The sequence below is a fragment of the Rosenbergiella sp. YN46 genome (assembly GCF_036620675.1).
In the GTDB taxonomy this organism is placed as follows: domain Bacteria; phylum Pseudomonadota; class Gammaproteobacteria; order Enterobacterales; family Enterobacteriaceae; genus Jejubacter.
In genome coordinates this window covers 20,518-43,570 of record NZ_JAZHEE010000034.1, presented here as the reverse complement: position 1 = coordinate 43,570, position 23,053 = coordinate 20,518, and the positions used below count along the sequence as shown (strand labels likewise).

Annotated in this window: 19 protein-coding genes; all 19 read right to left on the bottom strand. The window is 58.7% G+C overall.

The window, feature by feature from the left end:
* The coding region (locus V3W49_RS18445; RefSeq protein WP_500147467.1) for a contractile injection system protein, VgrG/Pvc8 family at positions 1-269 on the bottom strand (269 nt) is incomplete at its 3' end.
* A gap of 57 nt (positions 270-326) precedes the next feature.
* Positions 327-1,718, bottom strand: coding sequence for a serine/threonine protein kinase (locus tag V3W49_RS18440; RefSeq protein ID WP_500147466.1), 1,392 nt, complete (start codon positions 1,716-1,718; stop codon positions 327-329).
* A gap of 27 nt (positions 1,719-1,745) precedes the next feature.
* Positions 1,746-4,358: a type VI secretion system ATPase TssH gene (gene tssH / locus V3W49_RS18435; protein ID WP_500147465.1), complete on the bottom strand. Its 2,613-nt coding sequence runs from the start codon at positions 4,356-4,358 to the stop codon at positions 1,746-1,748.
* Positions 4,359-4,402: 44 nt separating this feature from the next.
* Entirely contained in the window at positions 4,403-4,723 is a 321-nt protein-coding gene (locus V3W49_RS18430; protein WP_500147463.1) for a hypothetical protein, read from the bottom strand.
* A gap of 3 nt (positions 4,724-4,726) precedes the next feature.
* A complete protein-coding gene (locus tag V3W49_RS18425; RefSeq protein WP_500147461.1) occupies positions 4,727-5,482 on the bottom strand; it encodes a DUF4225 domain-containing protein in 756 nt (251 codons plus the stop codon).
* A 31-nt stretch (positions 5,483-5,513) separates the two neighbouring features.
* A complete protein-coding gene (gene tssG / locus V3W49_RS18420; protein WP_500147460.1) occupies positions 5,514-6,557 on the bottom strand; it encodes a type VI secretion system baseplate subunit TssG in 1,044 nt (347 codons plus the stop codon).
* Complete coding sequence (gene tssF / locus V3W49_RS18415; RefSeq protein ID WP_500147458.1) at positions 6,554-8,425, bottom strand: type VI secretion system baseplate subunit TssF; 1,872 nt, start codon at positions 8,423-8,425, stop codon at positions 6,554-6,556. Before tssF ends, tssG begins: the two co-directional genes overlap by 4 nt.
* 2 nt (positions 8,426-8,427) lie before the next feature.
* Positions 8,428-8,997: a type VI secretion system baseplate subunit TssE gene (tssE, locus tag V3W49_RS18410; RefSeq protein ID WP_500147457.1), complete on the bottom strand. Its 570-nt coding sequence runs from the start codon at positions 8,995-8,997 to the stop codon at positions 8,428-8,430.
* Complete coding sequence (locus V3W49_RS18405) at positions 8,990-9,805, bottom strand: type VI secretion system accessory protein TagJ (RefSeq protein ID WP_500147474.1); 816 nt, start codon at positions 9,803-9,805, stop codon at positions 8,990-8,992. Before V3W49_RS18405 ends, tssE begins: the two co-directional genes overlap by 8 nt.
* Before the next feature lie 14 nt (positions 9,806-9,819).
* Complete coding sequence (locus V3W49_RS18400; protein WP_500147456.1) at positions 9,820-10,728, bottom strand: hypothetical protein; 909 nt, start codon at positions 10,726-10,728, stop codon at positions 9,820-9,822.
* 18 nt (positions 10,729-10,746) lie between these two features.
* The gene (locus V3W49_RS18395; RefSeq protein ID WP_500147472.1) at positions 10,747-11,541 is read right to left on the bottom strand and encodes a PP2C family protein-serine/threonine phosphatase; all 795 of its coding nucleotides are present in this window, start codon (positions 11,539-11,541) and stop codon (positions 10,747-10,749) included.
* Complete coding sequence (tagH, locus tag V3W49_RS18390) at positions 11,541-13,385, bottom strand: type VI secretion system-associated FHA domain protein TagH (protein WP_500147454.1); 1,845 nt, start codon at positions 13,383-13,385, stop codon at positions 11,541-11,543. The genes V3W49_RS18395 and tagH overlap by 1 nt, the downstream gene beginning before the upstream one ends.
* Before the next feature lie 140 nt (positions 13,386-13,525).
* Entirely contained in the window at positions 13,526-14,008 is a 483-nt protein-coding gene (locus tag V3W49_RS18385; protein ID WP_500147453.1) for an Hcp family type VI secretion system effector, read from the bottom strand.
* A 322-nt stretch (positions 14,009-14,330) separates the two neighbouring features.
* Positions 14,331-15,833 carry a type VI secretion system contractile sheath large subunit gene (gene tssC, locus V3W49_RS18380; RefSeq protein ID WP_500147451.1) on the bottom strand — a complete coding sequence of 501 codons (1,503 nt, stop codon included), beginning with the start codon at positions 15,831-15,833 and terminating at the stop codon, positions 14,331-14,333.
* A 3-nt stretch (positions 15,834-15,836) separates the two neighbouring features.
* Positions 15,837-16,364 carry a type VI secretion system contractile sheath small subunit gene (gene tssB, locus V3W49_RS18375; protein ID WP_500147450.1) on the bottom strand — a complete coding sequence of 176 codons (528 nt, stop codon included), beginning with the start codon at positions 16,362-16,364 and terminating at the stop codon, positions 15,837-15,839.
* A 77-nt stretch (positions 16,365-16,441) separates the two neighbouring features.
* Entirely contained in the window at positions 16,442-17,449 is a 1,008-nt protein-coding gene (gene tssA / locus V3W49_RS18370) for a type VI secretion system protein TssA (RefSeq protein WP_500147449.1), read from the bottom strand.
* A gap of 8 nt (positions 17,450-17,457) precedes the next feature.
* Positions 17,458-18,165, bottom strand: coding sequence for a type VI secretion system-associated protein TagF (gene tagF / locus V3W49_RS18365; protein ID WP_500147448.1), 708 nt, complete (start codon positions 18,163-18,165; stop codon positions 17,458-17,460).
* A gap of 16 nt (positions 18,166-18,181) precedes the next feature.
* Positions 18,182-21,811 carry a type VI secretion system membrane subunit TssM gene (gene tssM, locus V3W49_RS18360; RefSeq protein ID WP_500147446.1) on the bottom strand — a complete coding sequence of 1,210 codons (3,630 nt, stop codon included), beginning with the start codon at positions 21,809-21,811 and terminating at the stop codon, positions 18,182-18,184.
* Between the two features lie 2 nt (positions 21,812-21,813).
* The gene (locus V3W49_RS18355) at positions 21,814-23,052 is read right to left on the bottom strand and encodes a DotU family type VI secretion system protein (RefSeq protein WP_500147445.1); all 1,239 of its coding nucleotides are present in this window, start codon (positions 23,050-23,052) and stop codon (positions 21,814-21,816) included.
* Between the last annotated feature and the right edge of the window lies 1 nt (position 23,053).

Genomic DNA, 23,053 nt, shown 5'->3' with positions numbered 1-23,053 from the left:
CGGTACTCCGCATAGCGGGTACCGCCCAGCTCCACCGCGCTGACCGCCACCCGGGTCACCTTACCGTTCAGGTAACGCTTACCCATCAGCGACCGGGTCGGGAGGGTTACCGTTATCGGCTGGCCCAGCAGGCTGCTGCGGTCAATACGTGCATCGCTGCCCAGCAGCGTGACGCTCAGTTCAAACGGCTCCGAGAGCGCCTCGCGCCCGGAAAGTTTCCAGAAAAGCAGCCCGGGGACGGGCAACTGGACGGTAATGCGATCTAGCATAGAAGCGAGTCCCGAATAGAAAAGAGGCGCGCGGCAACAGGGCCGCGCGTCAGAAAATTAACCCTTAAGATTAACCAGCCAGGTACCCGGCTGGTCGATATTCAACGTCTGGCTCTGGCCTTCCAGACTGAGTCGATACTGGCCAGGCGGCAGATCCAGCGCGGCTATGCCCTCGCTGACCTGTACTTTGCGCGGTTCATCGTTGACCCGTAGCTCATCCTCTTTTGCCATGCGAACCAGCACCCTGGCAACAGGGTCAGTGGATGGCGCAGCGGCGGGTTTATCGACCTTCGCCGCCGGAGGCGGTGCGGGCTGCGTGTCGGCCACGGCGGGTTCGACAGCGCCCTCTTGCGGCGCATCGCTGCCGCCGAACATCAGGCCGCCCACCAGCAGCCCCACCAGCACACCCGCGGCCACCATGCCCGGCAGCTTGTAACGCTGCCACAGTGGATACCACGCCGGGCGCACCTCCGCTTCGGGCTCTTCTTCCTCTTCGACCACCGCCAGCATGGTGCTGGCAGACCTGACGCTGGCGACCTCTTCAACGTCCGCCACCGCCATATCAATCAGCGCGGCAAATTCATCCACCGAACGGGGGCGATCCTCAATATGCAGCGCCAGGGCACGGTCCACCGCCTGCAGCAGCGGCAGCGAATAACCTTCAGGGCGCAGTTCCGCCAGCGGCTGATAGCTATCCTGAATACTGCGCACCACACTGACCGGCGGCGGCGCGCCAACGATCAGGGTATGAAGCACCGCGCCCAGCGCATAAATATCTGTCCAGGGCCCCTGTTCGCTTTCGTTATCATCGGTGTACTGCTCAATGGGCGCGAAACCAGGACGCAGCATGGTTTCAGTTTCGTCCGACACATTACCGATACTGCGGCGCGCCGAACCGAAATCGAGCAGCACCGGCAGGCCGTTATCCTGGATCTGGATGTTATCCAGCGAGATGTCACGATGCAGGCAGCCTTCGTCATGGATGGTTTTCACCGCACCCAGCAGCATCGGCAGGGTCCGGCGGATCCACGCTTCGTCAATCTGTTCCGGGTGCTGTTCCCGCAGACGCGACAGCGTAGTGCCGCTGTAGAATACCGTGCCCATATAGGCGGTATCGTTCTGTACCCAGAAGCGCAGCACATGCAGCAGATTCGGGTGGTTAAAGCGCGCCAGCAGCCGCGCCTCCTGAATAAAGCTGTTCAGTCCGGCCTGGAAAGCCTTGCTGAAACGCTGGCTACGCAGTACCAGCCGCATATCCTCGCCGCGCATCGCGAGAGTGGCCGGCATAAATTCCTTAATGGCGATGGTACGTTCAAGCTGGTGATCCTTTGCGCGATAGACAATGCCAAAGCCGCCTCCGCCAATCACCTCTTCGATCTCAAACTCGTTGAAGCGATATCCGGGCGGCAGCGCGCCAGGCACGCTGCGCTTGTTTTCACGATCCGGCATAGTGGAAAACTCTCCTGATGATGGCGATTACGCCGAAAACTGATACTGAAAATCACCCTGTTCGAAGGTAATGCGCAGGCGCCGGTATTTTTCTGCCTGTCGACTTCCGGTCAGCAGCATTTTGCTTATCTGCGGCAGCAGGGTGTTGGTAAGAATGGCGTCGACCATACGACCGCCGGACTCGACTTCGGTGCAGCGCTGAACCACCTGGGCCGTTACGCTGTCGTCCACCTCGGTTTCGATGCCGTGATTTTCCAGCAGGCGGCGCTGAATGCGCCCCAGTTGCAGGCGCACAATCTCCGCCAGCATGGCATCGCTCAGTGGGTAGTAAGGCACCACCAGCAGACGCCCCAATAGCGCCGGTGGGAAGACCTGCAGCAGCGGCTGGCGCAGGGCGCCGGTCAGCGCCTCTGGCTCCGGCATCAGTTCAGGATCGGCGCACATGGCGCTAATCAGATCGGTACCGACATTGGAGGTCAGAATAATAATGGTGTTACGGAAATCGATGTGACGGCCTTCGCCATCCTCCATCCAGCCTTTATCGAAGACCTGGAAGAAGATTTCATGCACGTCCGGATGCGCCTTTTCTATCTCATCCAGCAGTACCACGCTGTAGGGCCGACGCCGCACCGCTTCGGTCAGCACGCCGCCTTCGCCGTAACCGACGTAACCCGGAGGCGCTCCCTTCAGGGTAGAGACGGTGTGCGCCTCCTGGAATTCACTCATATTGATGGTAATCACGTTCTGCTCGCCGCCGTACAGCGACTCCGCCAGCGCCAGGGCAGTTTCAGTTTTCCCCACGCCGGACGGGCCGCACAGCATAAAGACGCCCACCGGCTTATTGGGGTCGTCCAGCCGCGCCCGGGCGGTACGCACCCGGCGGGCGATCTGCTCCAGACCGTGACGCTGGCCGATAACCCGTTGGTTCAGGGTATCGGCCAGATTCAGCACCGAGTCGATCTCATTTTTGACCATGCGGCCCAGCGGGATGCCGGTCCAGTCGGAAACCACTGCTGCCACAACGCTTGCGTCCACGGCGGCAAACAGTAGCGGCGCTTCACCCTGCAGCTCGTTCAGCGCCTGCTGACGCGCATCCAGCGTGGCGCGAATCTCCGCCAGTGCATCTTCTTCTTCGGCCTGCTGTAATTCCCCACGCAGCGCGATAATCTCGTCCACCAGCGCACGCTCCTGCTGCCAGCGTTGGGTCAGTGCCTCATGTTGCACCTGCTCGTCCGCAAGCTTTGCCTCCAGAGCCTTGATCCGGTCTGGATCGCCGACGCCGACCTTCACCTCGCGCCCGGCGATCTCTTTTTCCACTTCCAGCGCGGCGATGCGCTGCTGACAGGCTTCCAGCTGTGGCGGCGGCGCGCTCTGACTGACCGCAACCCGGGCGCAGGCGGTATCGAGTAGCGCCACGGCTTTATCCGGCAGCTGGCGCGCCGGAATATAGCGATGCGAAAGCTTCACGGCGGCGCTTACCGCTTCATCCAACAGTAGCACCCGGTGGTGTTTTTCCAGCGCCGGAACGGTACTGCGTAACATCAGCGCCGCCTTTTCTTCATCCGGCTCCGCCACCTGCACGGTCTGGAAGCGGCGGGTCAGCGCCGGATCTTTTTCAATGTATTTTTTGTATTCCGCCCAGGTGGTAGCACCAATGGTGCGCAGCTGGCCGCGGGCCAGCGCCGGCTTCAACAGGTTTGCAGCATCGCCGGTTCCCTGCTGGCCGCCAGCCCCGATCAGGGTGTGGATTTCATCGATAAACAGCACCACCGGCGTGGCGCTGGACTGTACCTCGTTAATCAGTGATTGCAGTCGTGCTTCGAACTCGCCTTTCATCCCTGCCCCGGCCTGGAGCATGCCTATGTCCAGCAGCCACAGCTGAATATTACGCAGCGGCTCGGGCACATCGCCAGCGGCGATACGGCGAGCCAGTCCTTCCACCACCGCGGTTTTTCCCACACCGGCTTCGCCGGTCAGCAGCGGGTTGTTCTGGCGGCGGCGCATCAGAATATCCACCATCTGGCGAATCTCTTCATCGCGCCCCACCACCGGATCGATTTCGCCATTCCGCGCCCGGGCAGTCAGATCCTGGCCATACTGTGCCAGCGCTCCCTTCCCTGCGACAGGTGCTGCCTCTTCCGAACCAGCCGCCGCCTGTTGTTCCTCTTTACTACCGGCAAAGACCTCGTCGAAGTTGTCGATCAGCGCATCGGCGCTCAGTCGTTCGAACTGCGGCGAAATGCCACGCAGCACGCTGGCCAGGCTCCAGGTTTTCAGAATACCGATCAGCAGGTGGCCGCCGCGAATACGATTGACGCCAAATTTCAGCGAACCGTAAATCCAGGCGCGCTCCACGGCGCTATCGATATGTTCAGAGAGATCGGACACCGAACTGGCACCGCGTGGCAACTGGTCCAGCGCCGCCACGATATCGCGGGCCAGCGCCTCTTCGTCCAGCGCAAGGTGCTGAATAAGCTGCTGCAGGTCGCCCTGCTGTTGCTGCATCAGTTGATGCAGCCAGTGGGCCAGCTCCACATACGGGTTGCCGCGCAGCTTACAGAAGGCGGTGGCGCTCTCAAGCGCGGTAAATAACAGCGTATCCAGTTTGCCGAACAGTACGGCGCGGCTGATTTCTGACATGTGAAGTTCCGATTATCTGATATACCCGGTAAGGGCTATGAATGTCACTGATGCTGAATATTACGAACAGGGAGAGAAAAAGCATATCCACAGCAAAAAAACAGGGCTGCATAACGAATATAGAGTGAATCCTGGGGAAAATATCCGAAAAAATCATAAATTCCGGACAATCCAAATCTAAAAGCAAAAAACTGAGCAACAGCAAGAATAAGAATAAGAATAAAAGAAACAACTTTTATTAAAGAGGGAAGCACTTGCTGTTTTGACTTAATCTTTAAAAAGACAACCAACAAAATTGTCGACAGTAAAAAATAAGCCCAACCCACCCACTCCCCTGGTTGGGTTAGAATAATATCATCATACATGATTTATTTCCCTTCCTGTGACATTTTATATATTCCATAAGACGTTGCGCCATCAACAGATATCTCTGTAAGCAAAGGTACCTTTCCCATTTCGCGCCAGCCAACAATAAAATCATTATTTATATGTTTAAATAAACGAAAGGAGTCTTCTCTTAAAACATTTCTTCCCATACCATATGCAGATAAAGCAAGATCAACGCCATAGTATGCATAATCAGCATCCTTATCGCTAAATCCTAATTTCCCTGCAACATATCGATACGCTCCGCGAGCAAATCCTACCTTATCCTTTCTAAACAAAAGATAATGTCCATTTTCATACACATTATTTAATCCGTGAGCAATCAATGGCGAGCCAAACGCAGCGCAGGCAAATCCCAATGAAGCTGCACATACGCCATAACCAGCAACAACCTGAGTTCCGCCTCCAATAAACCCAACCTGCTTCAGTGCAATATTCATACCTCGATCGATTTTGATTTTCTCCATTTTAGCATACTGAATAGCCCTACCCGATACTATTCTAAACCTTTGCTCTTTGAGAAAATCCAGCTCTTTATTAAGAATGTTGATTGCACCATTCAGGGACATACAATTAATCTTTACTTCATTCTCAACATATGAAGTAAGTTTTTCTATTTCTGAAAAAAAGCGATGCCTTGATGAATGATTTGATAAATATTCCAGACCAAGAGATAAAGCTAACTCTTTAATATCTTTAACTAACTGTGTCAGACGGTTAGAGTCTAACGTATGCATGCTACCTCTTAATATCCTTTAATATCATTGCTCAATCTTCCGGACTAAACTGCAGATCCCCGCGCGGTTCAGGGGTGGGCTGATACCCCAGCCAGGCGCTGTAGCCCAGGCGGCCTTCGCCCCCCAGCGTCACGCCCTGAACCTCTTGCGCGCGCAGGATCAGGCACATCTCCCACTGGTACTCAATGCCCAGGTACTGGCGCACCCAGTCGCGCAGCGCCGTCACGTCCGGCTCCCCCGGCAGCAGGCGGCGATACTGTTCCAGCGTAAGCGGGCCGATTTCAATACGGAATTTATGCTGAACGTCACGCACCGCTTCCCCCAGGAAAGCGGATTCCCCCAGGCGAGGAGAGTGGCGCCCGGCCCCCAGGCGCGCCTGCTCGCGGCGCGACAGTGGCATCCACTGGGGCACGTTTTCTACCAACCGTACCGGCACGCCAAAATAGTGACGCAGGATTTTCTGTAGCCCTTCAGCATCGCGCCCGTGCCGCGTCAAATGGCCTGCAAGAGTGTAGCGGGCGTGCTGACTCAGGCTGCCCTTTTCCATCTGCCCCGGCTGCCCCATACCAATCAGACAGGCCAGGTAGCGTTCAAAGCGTTTATTATCGCCGCGATCCAGCGACACCGTGGGCTGGGCATCCGCCCATGCCCGGTAAAACAGCAGGGTCAGACGATGGTGGAACAGATCGGCAAAGGCGCTCAGGGTATCGTCCTGGTGATGCCAGATACGCTCGCGGACATATTCGGTCAGATGAACCGGTAGTGGGCCGTTGGGGCCGAACAGTCCAAAGCTTAAGATTGAAACATCATAAAGCGACGATCCTTCGCGTCGGCTGGCATCCGCCAGGGTGGAAGGCGCAAAGGCCATCGACGGCTTCTGGCCAATACGCAGCGGCTCGAAGCGCGGCAGCGGCGCCCGGCCGAGCGGATAGCGCTGCCCGCCCTGGGCATCCAGACGGCGCAGTAGCTGGAACAGGTCGTAACGCCAGGGCGCAGCCGTGACCTGCTGCCAGAAATCGTCCGGCAGTCGGGTCAGACGCTGAATGGGGGAAGCACCCGCAATGGCTTCACTCATATCAGCGCCCTTTTCCCCATCCGCGGCCCCCAGTAGCCGACTTCGCCGCGCTGCTGGCTGTTCAGCGTGAATTCCGTAAAGCTGTTCATCGCCACCAGTCGCGAGAACAGACGCTCCAGCACGCTGCCAAACAGCCAGGGGCTGGATCCGGAAAAAGCCTGCTCATCCACCGTCATCTCAATACCGGTTCCCCGGGCAAAGACTATCGGCCCCGGCTCCGGCACCCGACGATGCACCGGGCTTAACCGGCAGTGGCGAATTCCTTCAATCTGCCGGGCGACAGGGGCTTCCGCCAGCCGGGCATAAAGCCCCAGTAGCTGGCGCAGCGATGCGGCGCCTTCGCCATCCTGGCTGTCCACCAGACTCAGGTAGTTCATCTGTAGCTGGCTAATCAGGCGCCAGCTGCTCAGCCCTTCTGCGAGACCCGGGCGTGGCGGCGTCGGGCCACGACGCATGGTCAGGCCGCGTACCGGCATGGAATCAGGAAGGACAAACTGGCCAATATCCTGCTGAAGCATCAGCGGCAGATCGCGGCTGGTGCACAGCACTTCGGCGGTGATGTAGCGCAGGTCATCGCGCCACGGCGTATGGCTTTCATCCACCAGCGAAACGAAGACCTCTGAACCGATATAGCCGGTACGGGTACCATAACGCTGGGCCTGTTCGGAAAGCGCGCGCTGTTCGCGACGCAGGGAAAAATAGGCGCCGTAGTCGCCGTCGTCCCGGCTCCAGGTACTCCAGAAGGGGCGGAAGATCTGCTCTTCGCGCCGCCCTTCTGAGCTGGCCCAGATTTTATTCACAGCGAAAATTTCATAATCGAGAGGGCGAATGTTATCCACCACCAGGTGGCATTCGCTGCGCGAATCGTCAATCTTCTGGCGCGCCGCAACTTTGGGGAACAGGTTAATCACCGGCGTGCAGTGCAGAGCCAGATGGCTGCGATCCACCACCCGCTCCAGAGGGCCTTCACTCTTATCCAGCAGAATCACAATCTCAAAGGCCCGGGCTTCGGCGCAGCGCTTAAGCAGGCCGCGTAGCTGGCTGATGCTGATGAACTGGAAGCGGGCCGGGAAGGCGAAATACTCCTGTAGCAGCCGGTAGCCGTCGAAGTTGCGCAGATCGTCCGGCAGCAGCGCCTGGTCGGCCTCAAAACCTTCCTGGCGCAGAGCGTCGTCGCCCAGCACCATGCGCTGCGGCCTTTTCTCCACGCTCTGACAGAAAATGCCCACCTGATGCTGCATCAGCAGCTCCAGCAGCTTCAGCGCCTGAATATCCGGGCCGCTCAGGAACAAATCGAGGCGGTCGAAATCCAGATGAGTCAGCAACATAGGGCCGTCGCAGGCGATACGGATACGCAGGGCACTGGCGGCGCCACGCTGGTTAAGCCCCAGTTGGCTGAGTGGCGCATCGGCGGGCACACCGCCCAGCTCCACCTGCTCGATGCGCAGCGGCAGCAGGTTCACATCGTGGGCGGTGGTATAGCTGCAGGTAACGCCGTTCTTCTTCAGAGTCTGGCTGTCCATCATGGTGCCACGCGGTACCATGAAGCCGTTGCTCAGATCGCCTTTGCCAATATCCGGCTGCAGTTCAGCAATCGCCATCGAGGGGGTCGGCGCCAGATAATTTGGAGCGATCATCTCCAGCAGGCGCTGGGAAAAGCGCGGGAATTCAGCATCCATCTTGAGCTGTACGCGGGAGGTCAGAAAGGCGAAGCCTTCCATCAGGCGCTCAACGTAAGGATCCGCCACCTCGATACCGCGCATGCCGAGTCTGCCGGCCACCTTGGGGTAACGCTCAGCGAACTCCGCCCCCATTTCGCGCAGCCAGGCCAGCTCGCGGTTGTAGTAGTCAAGCAGTTTACTGTCCACGCTTACCCCACATCTTTCAGTTCAAAGTGGCCGTTTTCCAGATCCACATCGGTACGAAACAGAAACTCCAGCGGCCAGGGCACGCACCACAGGCGCCCTTTGATCTCGATCGACAGCACATTGTGCAGATCGAGCGAGCGCGGATCGGAAATACAGCGCACCTGTAATCCCTGGGGTAGGATCCTGGGTTCAAAATGCAGGATCGCTTCGGTCAGTTTGCGCTGAATATCCGACCATTCGATCTCCGACATTCTTTTGCCCGCCAGAGGCGCTACACCGAAATTACAGACCGAGCGCTGTACGTGGTCGGCGCCGCGCATATCCAACTGGGATTCGTTATTGATGGTGTTAAATAACCACTGCAGATCGCGCAGCACCCGGCGCCGCAGGGCGCTGTGGGAAAGCAGGTTGCTGTTGACCGGCTCCAGCCGCTTCTGGGGCTGATCGTCGGTCAGGCGATCCAGCAGCGAAGGCTGCATTTTATCGCGCGAGGCGATCAGCTCCTGACTGCGGCGGTGGCGATAACCGCCGCGCAGCAGATCGTCGCTGCCATGGCGGTATGAATCACTCATCGCTATCGCTACCGCTGTGGAAGGCCAGAGTTTCCAGAGTCAGCAGCGGGAATTCGCCATCGGCGTTCAGCCACACCTTCTGCCCCTGGCCCAGATAGTGAATCCCCTCCGCATCCAGGGCCTGCCATTCGGTGGCGCGCCCCAGCAAAAAGCGGTCGGCGGCACCAGGCGCCAGCGGATAACGGGCCGGGATCTGGCACACCTGCTCGCTGCCATCCACCAGCCGCACCAGGGTATGGCGCCACACCAGATCGATAGCCCCTTCCGGCGCCTGGAAACGCATCTCTTCAATGGCGCTGAACGGCAACCAGCAATATTTGCCGTTGACGATAAGCTCGCAAACCGGCCCCAGACGAGCATCGCCATCCATCAGCCAGTCAAAGTCGCAGGGCTCCTGACTCTGTTCACTGAGCGTACCGGGATTCACCTCGGCGCAGTCCAGCGCCTTATTGCGCAGCGCCGCGGCATCATCGGTACTTGCCGTCAGAGCATTCGCCATCTCCTGTAGCCAGGGCCATTGGGTTACCGGCATATCCGGCACGGCCGCACCTGTCATCACCGCCTCACGCTGCAGTTCTCCGGTAATTGCCTGTTCCAGCAGCGTGACCGTCGGTTGAGCGGCGGGCTTTAGCGCCAGCCAGCTTTTCAATTGGGTGGCGGCACGGGTCCAGTTTCCCGCCAGGCACAGCAGCTGTACAAAGGCGGCACGCAGGTCGGCATCCGCAGGTCTGGCTTTAATGTCGCTTTCTATTGCTGCCAGAGCGTCGGCGAGTGAGTGACCCGCCAGCTGTTGTTCCAGGGTATACATCATTAAATCTCCTGTTACTTCAGGGTGCGATAAGCACCCGCCGCAGGATCGCGAAGTCGGGGGTGAAGTTCTTCAATCAACTGAACCGTCAGGGTAGTTCCGGGCGGAAGATACGCCGACCAGACCTTACGCACTTCCTTCAGGCGCGCTTCCAGTTCAGCGGCGTCTTGCGCCTGATGGCGGGTCATCTCGACCGCCACGGTTCCCTGGATTCGCCAGCCGTTAACCGGCGCCGACCAGGGCAGAATCATCCAGCTCCGGGGCGACCGTTCATCACTCACCACCAGCCGTTCGCGGCTGACGGCGCTAACTTTCAGGTTGTTGATCGGCGCTTTTTCACTCAGCCCGGACACCGGATAGCCCTGGACAAAGGCTACGTCGTGCTCCGCCATCCGCCCGCGCTGATTCAGCCATTCGCCTTTTTTGCAGCTATCGCCCCTTTCAGGAATAAACAGCGCCCCGCTCTGCGGCCAGAAGGTACGAACCCGACAGCCCGACTTCAGCGTGAAGGTTTGCGGCTGCACGCGGGAAGCTGGCGGAGAGAGCGTTTCAGGGTCAGGCAGTGGCGTATCGGCTTCTACCTTCAACGCCCATTTCGCTGCCTGGCTGGCGCTTCCTTCCGCCAGTCGCTTGCCCGCCTCATCCTCCAGATGCCAGTCAATGCGCGAAAGCGCGGAGCACTGCTTCGCCAGCAGCATCCCCAGACGCGGCATAAAGGCTTTTAGTGCCTCGGGATCTTTCCTGCCGCCGGTGACAATACGCAGCGTCAGCGCATTGCCGCACCAGGCTTCAGGCTTTTTGCCCGCTACGTTATCGATCCAGACATCCAGTTTCTGGGAAGGAGACTGAACAATACGATAGTCCATCGCCCAGGCGCCGGTAGACGCTGCCATCAGGGCCAGCCCCGCAAGCCAAAGTTTCATAAAAGTCCTTGTTAACAATCAGTCGCGAAGGGGAAAGAACTGCGCCGCATCGCTGAGCGAGTGCAGCAACGTCGTCTCCTGGGGGGCTCCCACCCAGATAGCCACGGCGCTGTAGTTATCCTGTTTGTCCGGCGCTGCCCCGGCATTTTTTTGCAGCAGCTGATCCATCAGGGTCAACCACTCCTGAGGGTTACTGACCATATGCAGTGACTGCTTCATCTGCGCTTCGCTCACGCCGTGCCAGAAACCGTCGGTACACAGTAAAAAGACATCACCGTCTTCGATCGGTACCACATCGCTGTAGCTGGCTTCCCGTTCGTCTTCCCCCATACCTAATGCAAAATAGAGCAGGTTGCTGTTGATGCCTTCCGTCTGGTGTCCGGCATCTTTCATCTGCTGAATCAGGCTATGGTCGGTGGTGACGTGAAACAGCCAGCCGCGGCGAAACAGATACAGACGGCTGTCTCCCGCATGAGCCCAGTAAGCCAGCTCGTAGTCGCGGTCGATAAACAGCGACACCAGCGTCGTACCCATCCGCTGATGCTCAGGCTCTGTTTTTTGAGCGTCGCGAATGGTTTGATTCGCATGATTGACATAGTCGCGAATATGCTGGGCGTTGAGGTGATCTTCACCGTCAAAGCGCGACAGAATGGCATCCCGCGCCAGGCGGGCCGCCACATCGCCGCCGGGCGCACCGGCGATGCCGTCGCACACCACAAAGCAGGCCGAGCGGTCGCCGATGGTCTCACCGGTCTGATCCTGGTTACTGGCGCGGGCGCCCTGCCGGGAAAGTGAGGCCGTTGTGATATTCATCATTCTCCTTCCGATCCGCTCTGGGAGTCTTTGTACTGATTCACTTCCATGTCATAAGCGTGCAGGAAAGCTTCGCCGAACAGCGTATGGAAGTCGTCTTCGATTTCACCGGCGGTGGCACCATACTGGCGGACAAAATAGTCCCACAATGCGGCCTTACGGCTCCCCGGCAGCGCCAGCCGCGAGGCGGTACCTTCACGCTTCGCCTCTTCTTCCAGCTGTTCCGGATTAAATGACTGCAGCATGGCGGCGATAATGGCGCGAATGCCGGAGATCATGCCTAACTGATGGGCCTGAAGATCAATCAGTGCATCGCGTACCGATTTTTTAGGCTCCATAAAGCCCGGCATACGAGAGCCGAACATCTGCATCAGTACGGTTTTACCGGAAGGCAGCAGCTTAAAGGGGTTGTTGGCGTCATCGAGGATCATGGTCATATCGGCTTTTACACCGCGCTTAAGAATCGAGCGCGACGAGAGCAGCGCCACCGTCCCCTGAGAAAACATGCTGAGCATCTGGCCGAGCTGGCGCATATTGTCACAGTCGAACTGCGGTACCGGCTGCATATCGCTAAGACCCATCCCCTCCAGCAGGGCTTCCAGCAGTTCGCCCTGCAGCACATCACCACCGGCGGCAGGAGTCGCCTCCCCCACTTTTACCGCACGCGGCGCGGCGGCAACGGGATCGATACGCAGGCGACCACTGGTGTTGGCGCCAGCCCGATGCTGAACCGCATGAGGCTCGGGCAGCGGGATATCGGTGTGCGGGGCTTCCGGCGACGCAGACGGCGCTTGCTGTTGCGCACTGGTGAGGGGTGGCTGAACCGGCGGCGCGGCAGGCTCATCGGCAAACAGCGGCGAGTCGCTAAGCGAAGCCAGTGGCATTTCGTCGCGCTCCGGCTCCGATCTGTGTTCAGGCGTCGCCTCTGGTGCCGGATCGGGCGCCGTAGCGCTCGCGTGTTCCGGCGCTAAATCGTCCGGATGAGTCAACGGCGTACCGCCCAGCAATCCCAGGGGATCGTCATGGCGGGTGCTGCGACTGGCGGACGCTTTGGCATCGCCTGAGCCAAACAGCGCCAGCGGATCGAGCTCTCCGTCCGCGGGTTCCTGCTCTGTTGCCGGCTGACGTCCGGACTCCGGCTGCTGCAGAGTGGACGGCGTAGCATCTTTCAGAATGCTGTCGCCGCTGAATAGCTCTTCGTCGCTGAACAGCTTATCGGTGGCGACAGGCTTCGATTCGAACAACGGCTCGTCGCTATCGCCGTTAAAGTGCGCCAGAGGATCCTCCGGATTACGCTCCGGTTCTCTGGGGGCATGGAAGGGATTTTCCGGTACACCCTGAGGCTCTGGATCCGCGCGACGGTTGCTGGAGATGCTGTCAGAGATCGAAAACTCCTGCATCAGGCTGTCCCAGATTTCGGTCGGAACCGCCGTAGGAGCGCTCTCTGTCGGGGCACTCTGAGGCTGTGTCGCAGGTTGAGAAGGTTGCACCGCCGCTGGCTTTAGCGGCGCGCTTTGCGACTCTCCCGAGCGTGGATCGCTCACGGTCAGCCGATACTCATCAATACCGATGATATCGCCGTCCTGTAGCTCCACCTGACGCCCCCGCTCCAGCGGAATATCGTTAAGCAGTACCCGGGTCACGTTGCCGCGATTGGTAATGCGGCATTCACCGTCCGCCGAAATATGGACGATGGCCTGAAGCCGGGAAATAGCGCGATCGCCGTCCGGCAAAACCAGGTTGTTATCGGTACCGCGGCCAATGGTGCCGCCCGGCGCGGAAAACTCAAAGCTGCTCTGAGGCGGCTGATTGCCGGGTTTAAAGGTGGTGATGGTAAATCGCATAGTCTTGTCCTGCCTGGTCGTTACGGCGCTCAAAGGTCGCGGCTCTCGGAGAAAACCGCGGCATTTGAGGGAACAGGGGAAGAAAAGGGATATAACGCCCCTCTCCATGGCATGGAGAGGGGAACCGGTCAGACGCGGGATTACGCTTCGCGGTTTTCTTTGATGTTCCAGCCCGCGCTGCTTTCCGCGCCTTTACCGCCGGAGGAGGTCTGCTCCCAGTACTGCTGCTTCACTTTCGCGGCCTGGAAAGCGTAGGTCACACCCACGGTGTCGCCGTTTTCCGCGCCGGTGTACTGCACGGAAGTCACCAGCACTTCTTCCAGCGTGATGCGGGAATACTCCACCTGCTGGCCACCGGCTTTACATACAGACAGCTCAATTTTAGTGATGTGCTTACCGCTGGCGCAGTGCTTCAGAATCGCCGTAGTGGATTTATCGATCAGCGCGTTAACGTGCAGGTCGTTAAAGTTCACTTTACCGGTGCCGCCACCGCCACCCACGCCCATATTACCCGGCTGGGAAGCCCCCCAGGAGAAAGACGTGATATCGGTCCAGCCGCTGTGGTTAGAATCTTTCGACTCCCCCGTCACGCCTTCGACTTTCAGGAACATATCAATAGCCATAATACCTACTCTTCATTAAGTGACAGTTATTGCTTGTGAAAAAGCGTTTCTACTCTAAATAATTCAAGTTGCATCGCGGCGGCAGTTGAGTGAATCTCCGGTCACATAGCCGTACTATGCGACCGGAGTGAGCAAAAGCAGCCAGATAAAGATGCGCCCTGAAATATGACGAGTATCTATGGCAAGCGGGAAAGCATGGGGCATAAACCATCCATATTTCACCTCTGCCTCATTTCCTGGTTAATGCTGCGCATAGCCAGGATAAACGGCGGGCGTTGATAAACAGCCCCACCGAATTCAAATATCAAAATATGAGAACGAATTACGCTTCTTTGGTTTTCAGCGACGGTAGTTTAGAAACCAGGCGCAGAGAGACGGTCAGCCCTTCCAGCTGATAGTGAGGGCGCAGGAAGAAACGGGCGCTGTAATAACCCGGGTTATCTTCGATCTCCTGAACCTGAACTTCGGCCGCCGCCAGTGGTTTACGGGACTTGGTTTCCTGCGAGGAGTTAGCCGGATCGCCGTCCACGTAGTTCATCACCCAGTCGTTCAGCCAGCGTTCCATCTCTTCGCGTTCGCGGAAGGAGCCTATCTTGTCGCGCACGATGCACTTCAGGTAATGCGCGAAGCGGCAGCAGGCGAACAGATAGGGCAGACGCGCAGCCAGGCGCGCGTTGGCAGTGGCGTCCGCATCGTGGTATTCCGCCGGTTTTTGCAGCGTCTGGGCGCCGATAAAAGCAGCAAAGTCAGAGTTCTTGCGGTGAACCAGCGGCATAAAGCCATTCTTCGCCAGTTCCGCTTCGCGGCGATCGCTGATGGCGATTTCGGTTGGGCATTTCATATCCACGCCGCCATCATCGCTCGGGAAGGTATGGCAGGGCAGGTTTTCCACCGCGCCTCCGGACTCCACGCCGCGAATAGAGGTACACCAGCCGAACTCTTTAAAGGAGCGGTTGATGTTGGCCGCCATAGCGTAAGCCGAGTTAGCCCAGGTGTAGTTGCCGTGCCTGGCGCCATCGGTTTCTTCTTCAAAGTCGAAGCTGTCCACCGGGTTGGTACGAATGCCGTACGGCAGGCGCGCCAGGAAGCGTGGCATGGCCAGCCCCAGGTAGCGGGCATCTTCCGATTCACGCAAACTGCGCCAGGCGGCGTATTCGGTGTTCTGGAAGATTTTGGTCAGATCGCGCGGGTTCGCCAGCTCCTGCCAGGACTCCATCTGCATCACATCCGGCGATGTACCGGCAATGAACGGGCAGTGGGCCGCCGCGCCGATGCGCGCCATTTCCCCCAACAGCTCAACATCCTGCGGGCCATGGTCGAAGTAGTAGTCACCCACCAGGCAGCCAAACGGTTCGCCACCGAACTGGCCGTACTCTTCTTCGTAGATTTTCTTGAAGATCGGGCTCTGATCCCAGCCCACCCCTTTGTAGCGCTTCAGGGTACGGCCCAGCTCTTTCTTGGAGATGCTCATAAAGCGGATTTTCAGCATCTCGTCGGTTTCGGTGTTGTTGACCAGATAACTCAGCCCGCGCCATGCGCTTTCCAGTTTCTGGAACTCTTCATGGTGGATAATCTGGTTAATCTGCTGGGAAAGCTTCTCGTCGATACCGGCGATCAGATTCTGAATGGTGCGATAGGTATCCGAAGAGACCGTCACCGTGCTTTCCAGTGCCTGTTCTGCCAGGGTTTTAACCGCGCTTTCCACCGCTGAACGCGCCTGGTCGGTTTTCGGACGGAACTCTTTATTCAGCAGAGAGCTGAACTCATCGGTGCTGAATCCCTGGGACTGAGCCTGCGAACTCTGCTGTTGTGATGATTTGCTCATAGATTACTCTCCGTTACCTTGCGACGGCTCATCTTTGTTCGGCATCTGGCTCAACGCCTTCAGCAGCGTCGGATCCTTCAGCACTTTGGCGATCAGCTCTTCGGCGCCGTTTTTGCCATCCATATAGGTCAGCAGATTGGAAAGCTGAGTACGGGCTTCCAACAGTTTGTTGAGCGGCTCGACCTTGCGCGCCACCGCATCCGGCTGGAAATCCTCCATGCTTTCAAAGGTCAGCTCGACGTTCAGCTTACCGTCGCCGGTCAGGGTGTTATCCACCTGATAAGCCACCCGCGGCTTCAGCGCCTTCATGCGCTCATCAAAGTTATCGATGTCGATCTCAAGGAATTTGCGATCTTCCACGGCCGGCAGCGGGTCAACGGGTTTCCCCACCAGATCCGCCATCACCCCCATCACAAAAGGAAGCTGAATCTTGCGCTCCGCGCCGTAAATCTCCACGTCGTACTCAATCTGTACGCGCGGCGCGCGATTACGGGCGATAAATTTCTGCCCACTGGATTTATTGGTTGGCATGCTGTTCTCCGTCGAATATGCGCGGTGAAGTGTGGCGGCGGCGAGCCGAAGACTGCCGCCATAACGGGCGGACGCGATTAATCACGGCGTCCAAAGATATTTTCCAGTTGATTGACGCCGTCTGGCGCCAGGTCGCGGATAATGTCCATAAAATCCATCTCAATCAGCCGCTGAACCCGCTCAATCATGAGCGGAGCCGGATGGCTGGGTTCATGACGGGCGAAATACTGTTTAACCTTTTCCAGCATCAGCTGGGCGTCGTCACGGGTAGCCAGCGATACGCTGCGCCAGTCCGCTACCGGCGTCGGCGCTGCCGCAGGGGCGGGCGCGGATGACTGCGCCGGTTCGGCCTGCGGCTCGGCTGGCTCCACCGGGCGATTCCCCTGGCTGGCGGCAACGATGGTGCCGATAAGCTTCTGTTGCTCTTCCATTTCCGGTACGCCCCCCTGCCCAAGCTGTTCGATCAGGTACTGACGCAGCGTTTCCAGGCGCTGATGGATCATCAGTAGCGCTTCAACACCCGGCTGTCCGCCGCGCGCCAGCTCTTCTTCCAGACGCGGCCGACCACCCGGATACTCCGGGCACTCGGTACGGCTGCCGTCGAGCAGCGCCTGCGCATCGCGTAGCGTCAATACATCGCTGCCGGCACTTAACAGCACCGACTGACGCAGCGCGCCGCTCAGTGCCGAACGGTCGCCTAATGACGCCAGTGCGCTAATCCGATAAAAAGGATCCTCCTCGCCGTCATCTATCATTTGCGGATAAAGTTCACTCCACCACTGCGTGATGGCGCGCTCAATCAGTAACAGGCCGTCGGCATAGCCTTCCAGCCCGCGGCGGCGGGTCCAGGCATGGGTCAGCGCCAGCATCACCCGCAAATCTTTAGTGCGGGACAGCAGTGACGACGCCAGTTTTTCCACCCGACTCCAGTCTGCCGGTTCAGCCGGGATAATGGTGTCGCCAAATTGCTGTTCCGCTTTACCTTTGCTGGCCTGCTCCATCGCCATGAAGTCGGCGTCGTACTCCAGGTTTTCGCCGCACGGCTGCGATTCGCTAACCGGGGTCAGGAAATCTTCAATATTCATGACACAACCTATTCAAACATCGGCGGATAAAGCCCATGGCGACCCGGACGGGCGCCACCGGCAGGGTCGAACAGCAGCGAAAAAAGCTGTGCAGTGAAATTACCGCTGTGAACGTGGGTGTAGAGCGGATAACCATCACTGCGGTTAGTCCACCAGAAACTGGTCTGCCGCTGGGGATCGAAGCAGTCTGCCGCCTGGCGCCAGCTCAGGGTCGCAGGCGCATCGTCGTAACCAATCACATCCAGAATGTCTGAACGCTGCTCGTCCGACGGCAGTTGCGGCGCGGGAATTGACAGCAGCGCTTCATCCAGCTGGCTGGATGAATAGCCGTTGCGAACCGCATGCAATAGCGTCCGCCCCAACTGGCGATACCACTCTTCCGCCAGCGCCAGTTGCTGCGGCGACCAGTCCGCCGGGTTAAAGGCGCAAAGCGCGCAGATGGGATACTTACGCCCCACGCTGTCGCGACCGGGAAGCAGGCAGCCCATCTGTACCTGCTGGCCGCCGAGCATCGGCGGCACCACAAAATTCCACACCGGTGCGCTGCCAAAACGTTGCTCACCGTCGTTGCGTTGCGCCTCTTCCTGCCAGTTCAGTAGCCCTACCTGGAACCAGTGCGACCACTGGCGTTGCAGGGCGTCGGGGAACCGGCGCTGTAAAAAGTCACCGGCACTGGGCAATTTCCCGTACCAGCTAATCGCAGGGTAGTGACTCATTCTCCTGTCCTTGTCGTTATGGGCATGAGAAGCCGGGCAACCGGAAAGGGTTACGGATACTGTTAGGCGTAAATTCCAGGGAGACGTGATGTCCGTCTACCGTAAAGCTGGCCCTGCGGCTCAGGTTGTTGCTACCAGCCGACTGGCGGGCCCGATCGAAGAAGCGGTTAAGCGCCCAGGGGCCGTTAGTGACCAGCGTTGCCGTGGTGCCATCTGCCAGCCCCAACTGCATACGCACCTGGTTACTGCCACCAGGCCCGGGCCAGCTCACCAGACGCGAAGCCTGGGGGCCGTGGCTGTACTGTAACTGCTGGCCATCCACGTCCAGAGTCATGTTCAGAACACTGTTATCCATCTCCAGGGTACGAATCGTCACCCGGAAGGAAGGCGCGGTAGCATTACCGGCGAAGAAAGCATCACGGATGTACTGCGCCTGCTGGAAGGGCCGTAACAGGCCTTCGCTACCCGGCAGGGTTTTACCGTCGATGCCCGGCATAAATCGCCAGTTAGAGCGTGTGGTATCTACCTTGTTGGCCAGATTGTCCCGGAAGAAGCTGTCCATCATTCCATTGCCCGGCGCGAACATTTTCGCCAGATCGTCCGGCGTCACTTCACTGCGCGCTGAGCGCACCAGCGGGTAGCGACCGGCGATGGCCTGACGGCAGAAGCCGCCCACTTCAACATTCACGCGCTTACGCATGTTTTCCAGTTCTCGACGCTGGGTATCGCTGCTGGCACCCACCGCCATACCGCTGAACATGGTTTTAAAACTACCGGGCAGACGCCCGGCGCTGGCCTGGAGTCGGCTGATGGCCTCGCCACCCGGCGCGGGCATACCACTGTTGGCGGCATCCTGTACCGACGTCAGGTAGCGGTACAGCTCATCAAGCTGGCGCAGGAAGTCGTCCAGCACGATGGTTTTGCCGCCCTTTTCCAGCGGCTGAGCCAGTTCGATAATGGGCGCATAATGTTCGGTCACCAGCTGTTCCGGGGTCTGAGCGGCCGCCGCTCCCTGCGCTGCATCGCCGTCGCTGTGAAACAGCGCTTCCAGCGTTTGCGTCGCCTTACTGCTCTTCTGTTCGGCGTCGGCCTGGCCGTCTACCTGAGGAGCGTTGCGCGACAGGGTCAGCACTTTGCCGAGGTTAATCACCATCCGTCGCAGCGGCGAGTTACTGCCCGAAAGCACCCGCGCAGCGTTGATTCGCTGGGAGAGGTCGGCGCTGTTATTGAGCTGAATATCGGCGAGATAGTTGTCCCAGTGAGCGATAAAGTCGCGCATATAGAGCTGGCGCACCGCGTTATCGGTCTGCTGTTTGTATTCCTGAGGGCCGCTGACGCCCAGCACCCAGGCATCGTCGTTGTGCAGATCGGCAGCAACACTGGCAATTTGGCCATTAAAGTGGTTCCAGTAGCCATCCGGCGTATAGAGCCCCGGAACTCCGTCGCTGACCGGCTGGCCACTTTTACGGGAAAAGACCAGTTCGCTCTGGGGCCCCCCCAGAGTGGCCAGCGATACTGGCTTTAGCCCATCATCTCGCTCCAGAAGGCGTTTCAGTCGGCCATATACCCGGGTCGCCAGCGGGTTCTGATTAATAAGCGTCCGCTCTCTGGCGATCAGCGCGTCGTCTTTTTCCCAGGGCGAAGACTGAATCTGCGGCTCCAGCAGTTGACGCAAGTGGCCGGAAAGCTGGGCCAGTTGCTCGCGGGTGATGTTCTGCGGCAAATTGCGTTGCAGGTTCAGCATCACCCAGGAGTGCAGGAATTTACCGTCGTAGTGTTTCGGCTGGTAGAGCATCTGGTATGCCTTCAGCGCTTCATAGCTATACTCCACGTCGCTGCCGTCGTCGCTGCGCAGCCAGCTGGTAATGCGCTGCGCGACTTCCGGCATCAGCATCTGCTGTAGCGCTTTCTGGTAGAGCGACTGCGAAGCGTCGCTGACGTCGAAACCGCGATACAGCCCCATACGGCGCGCCAGCGGTGGATCGTTAACGTCAAAAGCATCGCTGTGGGGCAGCGTGACAAGACCGTTAAGCAGCGGCAGCATGGAATAGAGATCGCGCTGATTCTGCTGCTGCAACTCCCGGCTCTGCTGTTCTATCCCCGGGACTTTGGCATCCACTTCATCCAGATAGCTGCGATTTTTGCCATAACTAATCAGCCACAGGGCGCCCAGAATCACCAGCAGTGCCAGCAACGCCGCGTAGCCAGACCAGAGCAGCGCTCGACTGCGCAGCTCCCACCAGCGGTTATGACCGGCAATGCCCGCTTCCCGGAATATCACGTTATGCAGCAGGTTTTTAATAAAGAAGCTCTGCCCTTTAGCGCCGGGAATGGGCGCTTCTTTGCTGACCGAATCCCAGTCACCGCCGTTATCACCGCCGGTGGGCAGCGACAGTGCCCGGTTAAGATTGCCCATCACCCGGTCGAACGGCAGCCCTTCCTGAGTGCCGCTGGCGAAGTATATGCCGCGCGGCGAAAACTGGGTCTCGAAGTTCGAGCGGGCGAACACCGTGCCCAGAAAATCGGTCAGCAGTGGGCGCAGCGCCGCGAACTCCTGTGGGAACAGGTAGCTGTTGGCGCGGGCCTGGGAATCGCTTTCATTCAGCAGGGTATCCGGCAGTCCGGCTTCCAGACGCTGCTGCAACAGGGCGTATTCCTGATGTAGCGCCCCCATCACATCAAAACCCGCCTGCTTTGTCTGCTCCCAGGGGAAGGTGAAACCCCAGATCTGGTCGCGCTGCGCTTTATCAAAGCTGGCGAAATAGTCGCGGAACCCTTTCAGAAGGTCAGCTTTAGTCACCAGCACATACACCGGGAAACGGATACCGAGCTGTTCATGCAGTTCCGCCAGACGCTGGCGCATGCTTACCGCCTGCTGTTCGCGGGCTTCCGGCGACAGAGTCAGCAGATCGCTGACGCTGATGGTGACGATCACGCCGTTAATCGGCTGGCGGCGGCGATATTTGCGCAACAGACCGACAAAATCGAGCCATTCGCTGGCGTCCCGCGCCTGCTCGCTCTCCTGAGTGGTGTAACGTCCGGCGGTATCCAGCAATACGGCTTCGTTAGTGAACCACCAGTCGCAGTTGCGGGTGCCACCAATGCCGCGCAGCGCCGTGCGGCCAAAGCGATCCGCCAGCGGGAACTGTAGCCCGGAATTGACCAGTGCCGTGGTTTTACCGGAGCCCGGCGCTCCGATAATCACATACCAGGGAAGTTGATAGAGGTACTGGCTGCTGAAGCGCTGCGACCAGAGCGCGCTGCGCTTATCCTTCTGGCTGAAGTGGGCCTTCTTCAGAATCTGCGCCGCCTCGTCAAAGCGATCGGCCAGAATGCCCTCTTCATTATTCAGGCGCTTACGATCCGCGCCGTCTTCTCCCTGCGCAGCGGCTTTGCCACTGTTAAGGTTATCCACCAGTTTGCGGTTAAGCCAGGCATTATACAGCCTGGGTACCAGGTGGCTGTGGATCCAGATCAGATAGATCAGCCCGATGCTGATCACCCGATTCTGCGTGGACTCCAGGGGACGGGTGTCGGCAATAGACATCAGCGGCCCAATCATCCAGATGACCGCCGCCACCGCAGTGGCCCCCAGGAAGCCCCAGAGCAGACGGTTAGTCAGAATTGCGATGAGTGTATTCAGCATGCTTAGTTTCCTTGCGACATCCCGTTCAACTCCGCCTGGGTAGTGCCCGGCGCCACCAGCAGGGTGATCTCTACGCGACGATTAAGGGCGCGATTCGCCGCCGAGTTATTCGGCGCAACGGGATCCATTTCGCCCCGCCCTTCCGCTTTAACGCGGTCTGGCTGCGAGAGATGTTTGCGCAACATGCTCTGTACCGATTCGGCGCGGGCCAGGGAAAGTTCGTAATTTGATGCAAAGCGGGCGCTGCGAATCGGCAGGTTATCGCTGTAGCCGATCACCAGAATCCGGCCGCTGACGTTATTCATCGCCTGAGCGATGCGGTTGATGACCGCTTCGTAGCGATCGCGCACCACAGTAGATGCGGAAGCGAACAGACCGTCTCCTTTCAGAATCACCACGCTGCGATCGGCTTCATCACGAACCGCCACCAGCCCCTCTTCGATTTCCGGGCGCAGAAATCCGCGCAGATCCAGCACAGCCGGAAGCGGCTCCGCGGGTTTCTGGATTTTGGTTTCCGGCAGCGGCGTCTGATAGATCTTCGCCAGTACCGGACTGGTGGCATCGCCCAGACGCCAGTTGAGAATGATGTAAAACAGACAGGCCAGGAATCCCGCCAGCGCCGCACAGGCCCATAGCGGTATCGCCGGACGCCACAGCTTGCCCATCACCGGCTGATCTTCCGGATGTGGAGAGAGTGGAGGCGGATAGCTGCCGCGTACCCCCCGAATCATCTGCCCCAGGCGCTGTTTGATGGTATCCAGTTGAGTACGACCGTTATCCATAACCCGGTAGCGCCCTTCAAAGCCCAGCAGCAGACAGAAATTAATCAGCTCCAACAGTTCGATGTGCTGGCGCGGATTCTGGGACAGACGCGCCAGTAACTGGAAGAACTTTTCGCCACCCCAGGTTTCGTTATGGAAAGTCACCAGCAGACCGCTGCCTGACCAGATGCCGCGACTGCCCCAGGGCGTGAGCGAGGCCGCTTCATCCAGCGCAGTACACAGGCAGTAGCGGGCGCCGACAATGGTTTCATAACTTAGTCCCGCCTTCTGACAACGCACCTCAAAGCGGCGAATTTCATCAATCAGGCGCTGGCGCAGGCCGCTCTGGTCGTCGTGAGACACCGAATGGCGGATCTGCACTATCGCATTGAGTAGCGGGTTCGCGGCAGAAACCAATGGATTGGTTCCGCCTGCCCCGGAAAAATCGGCATCGCTGCCGGTAACCTGGTGTTCCTGCATA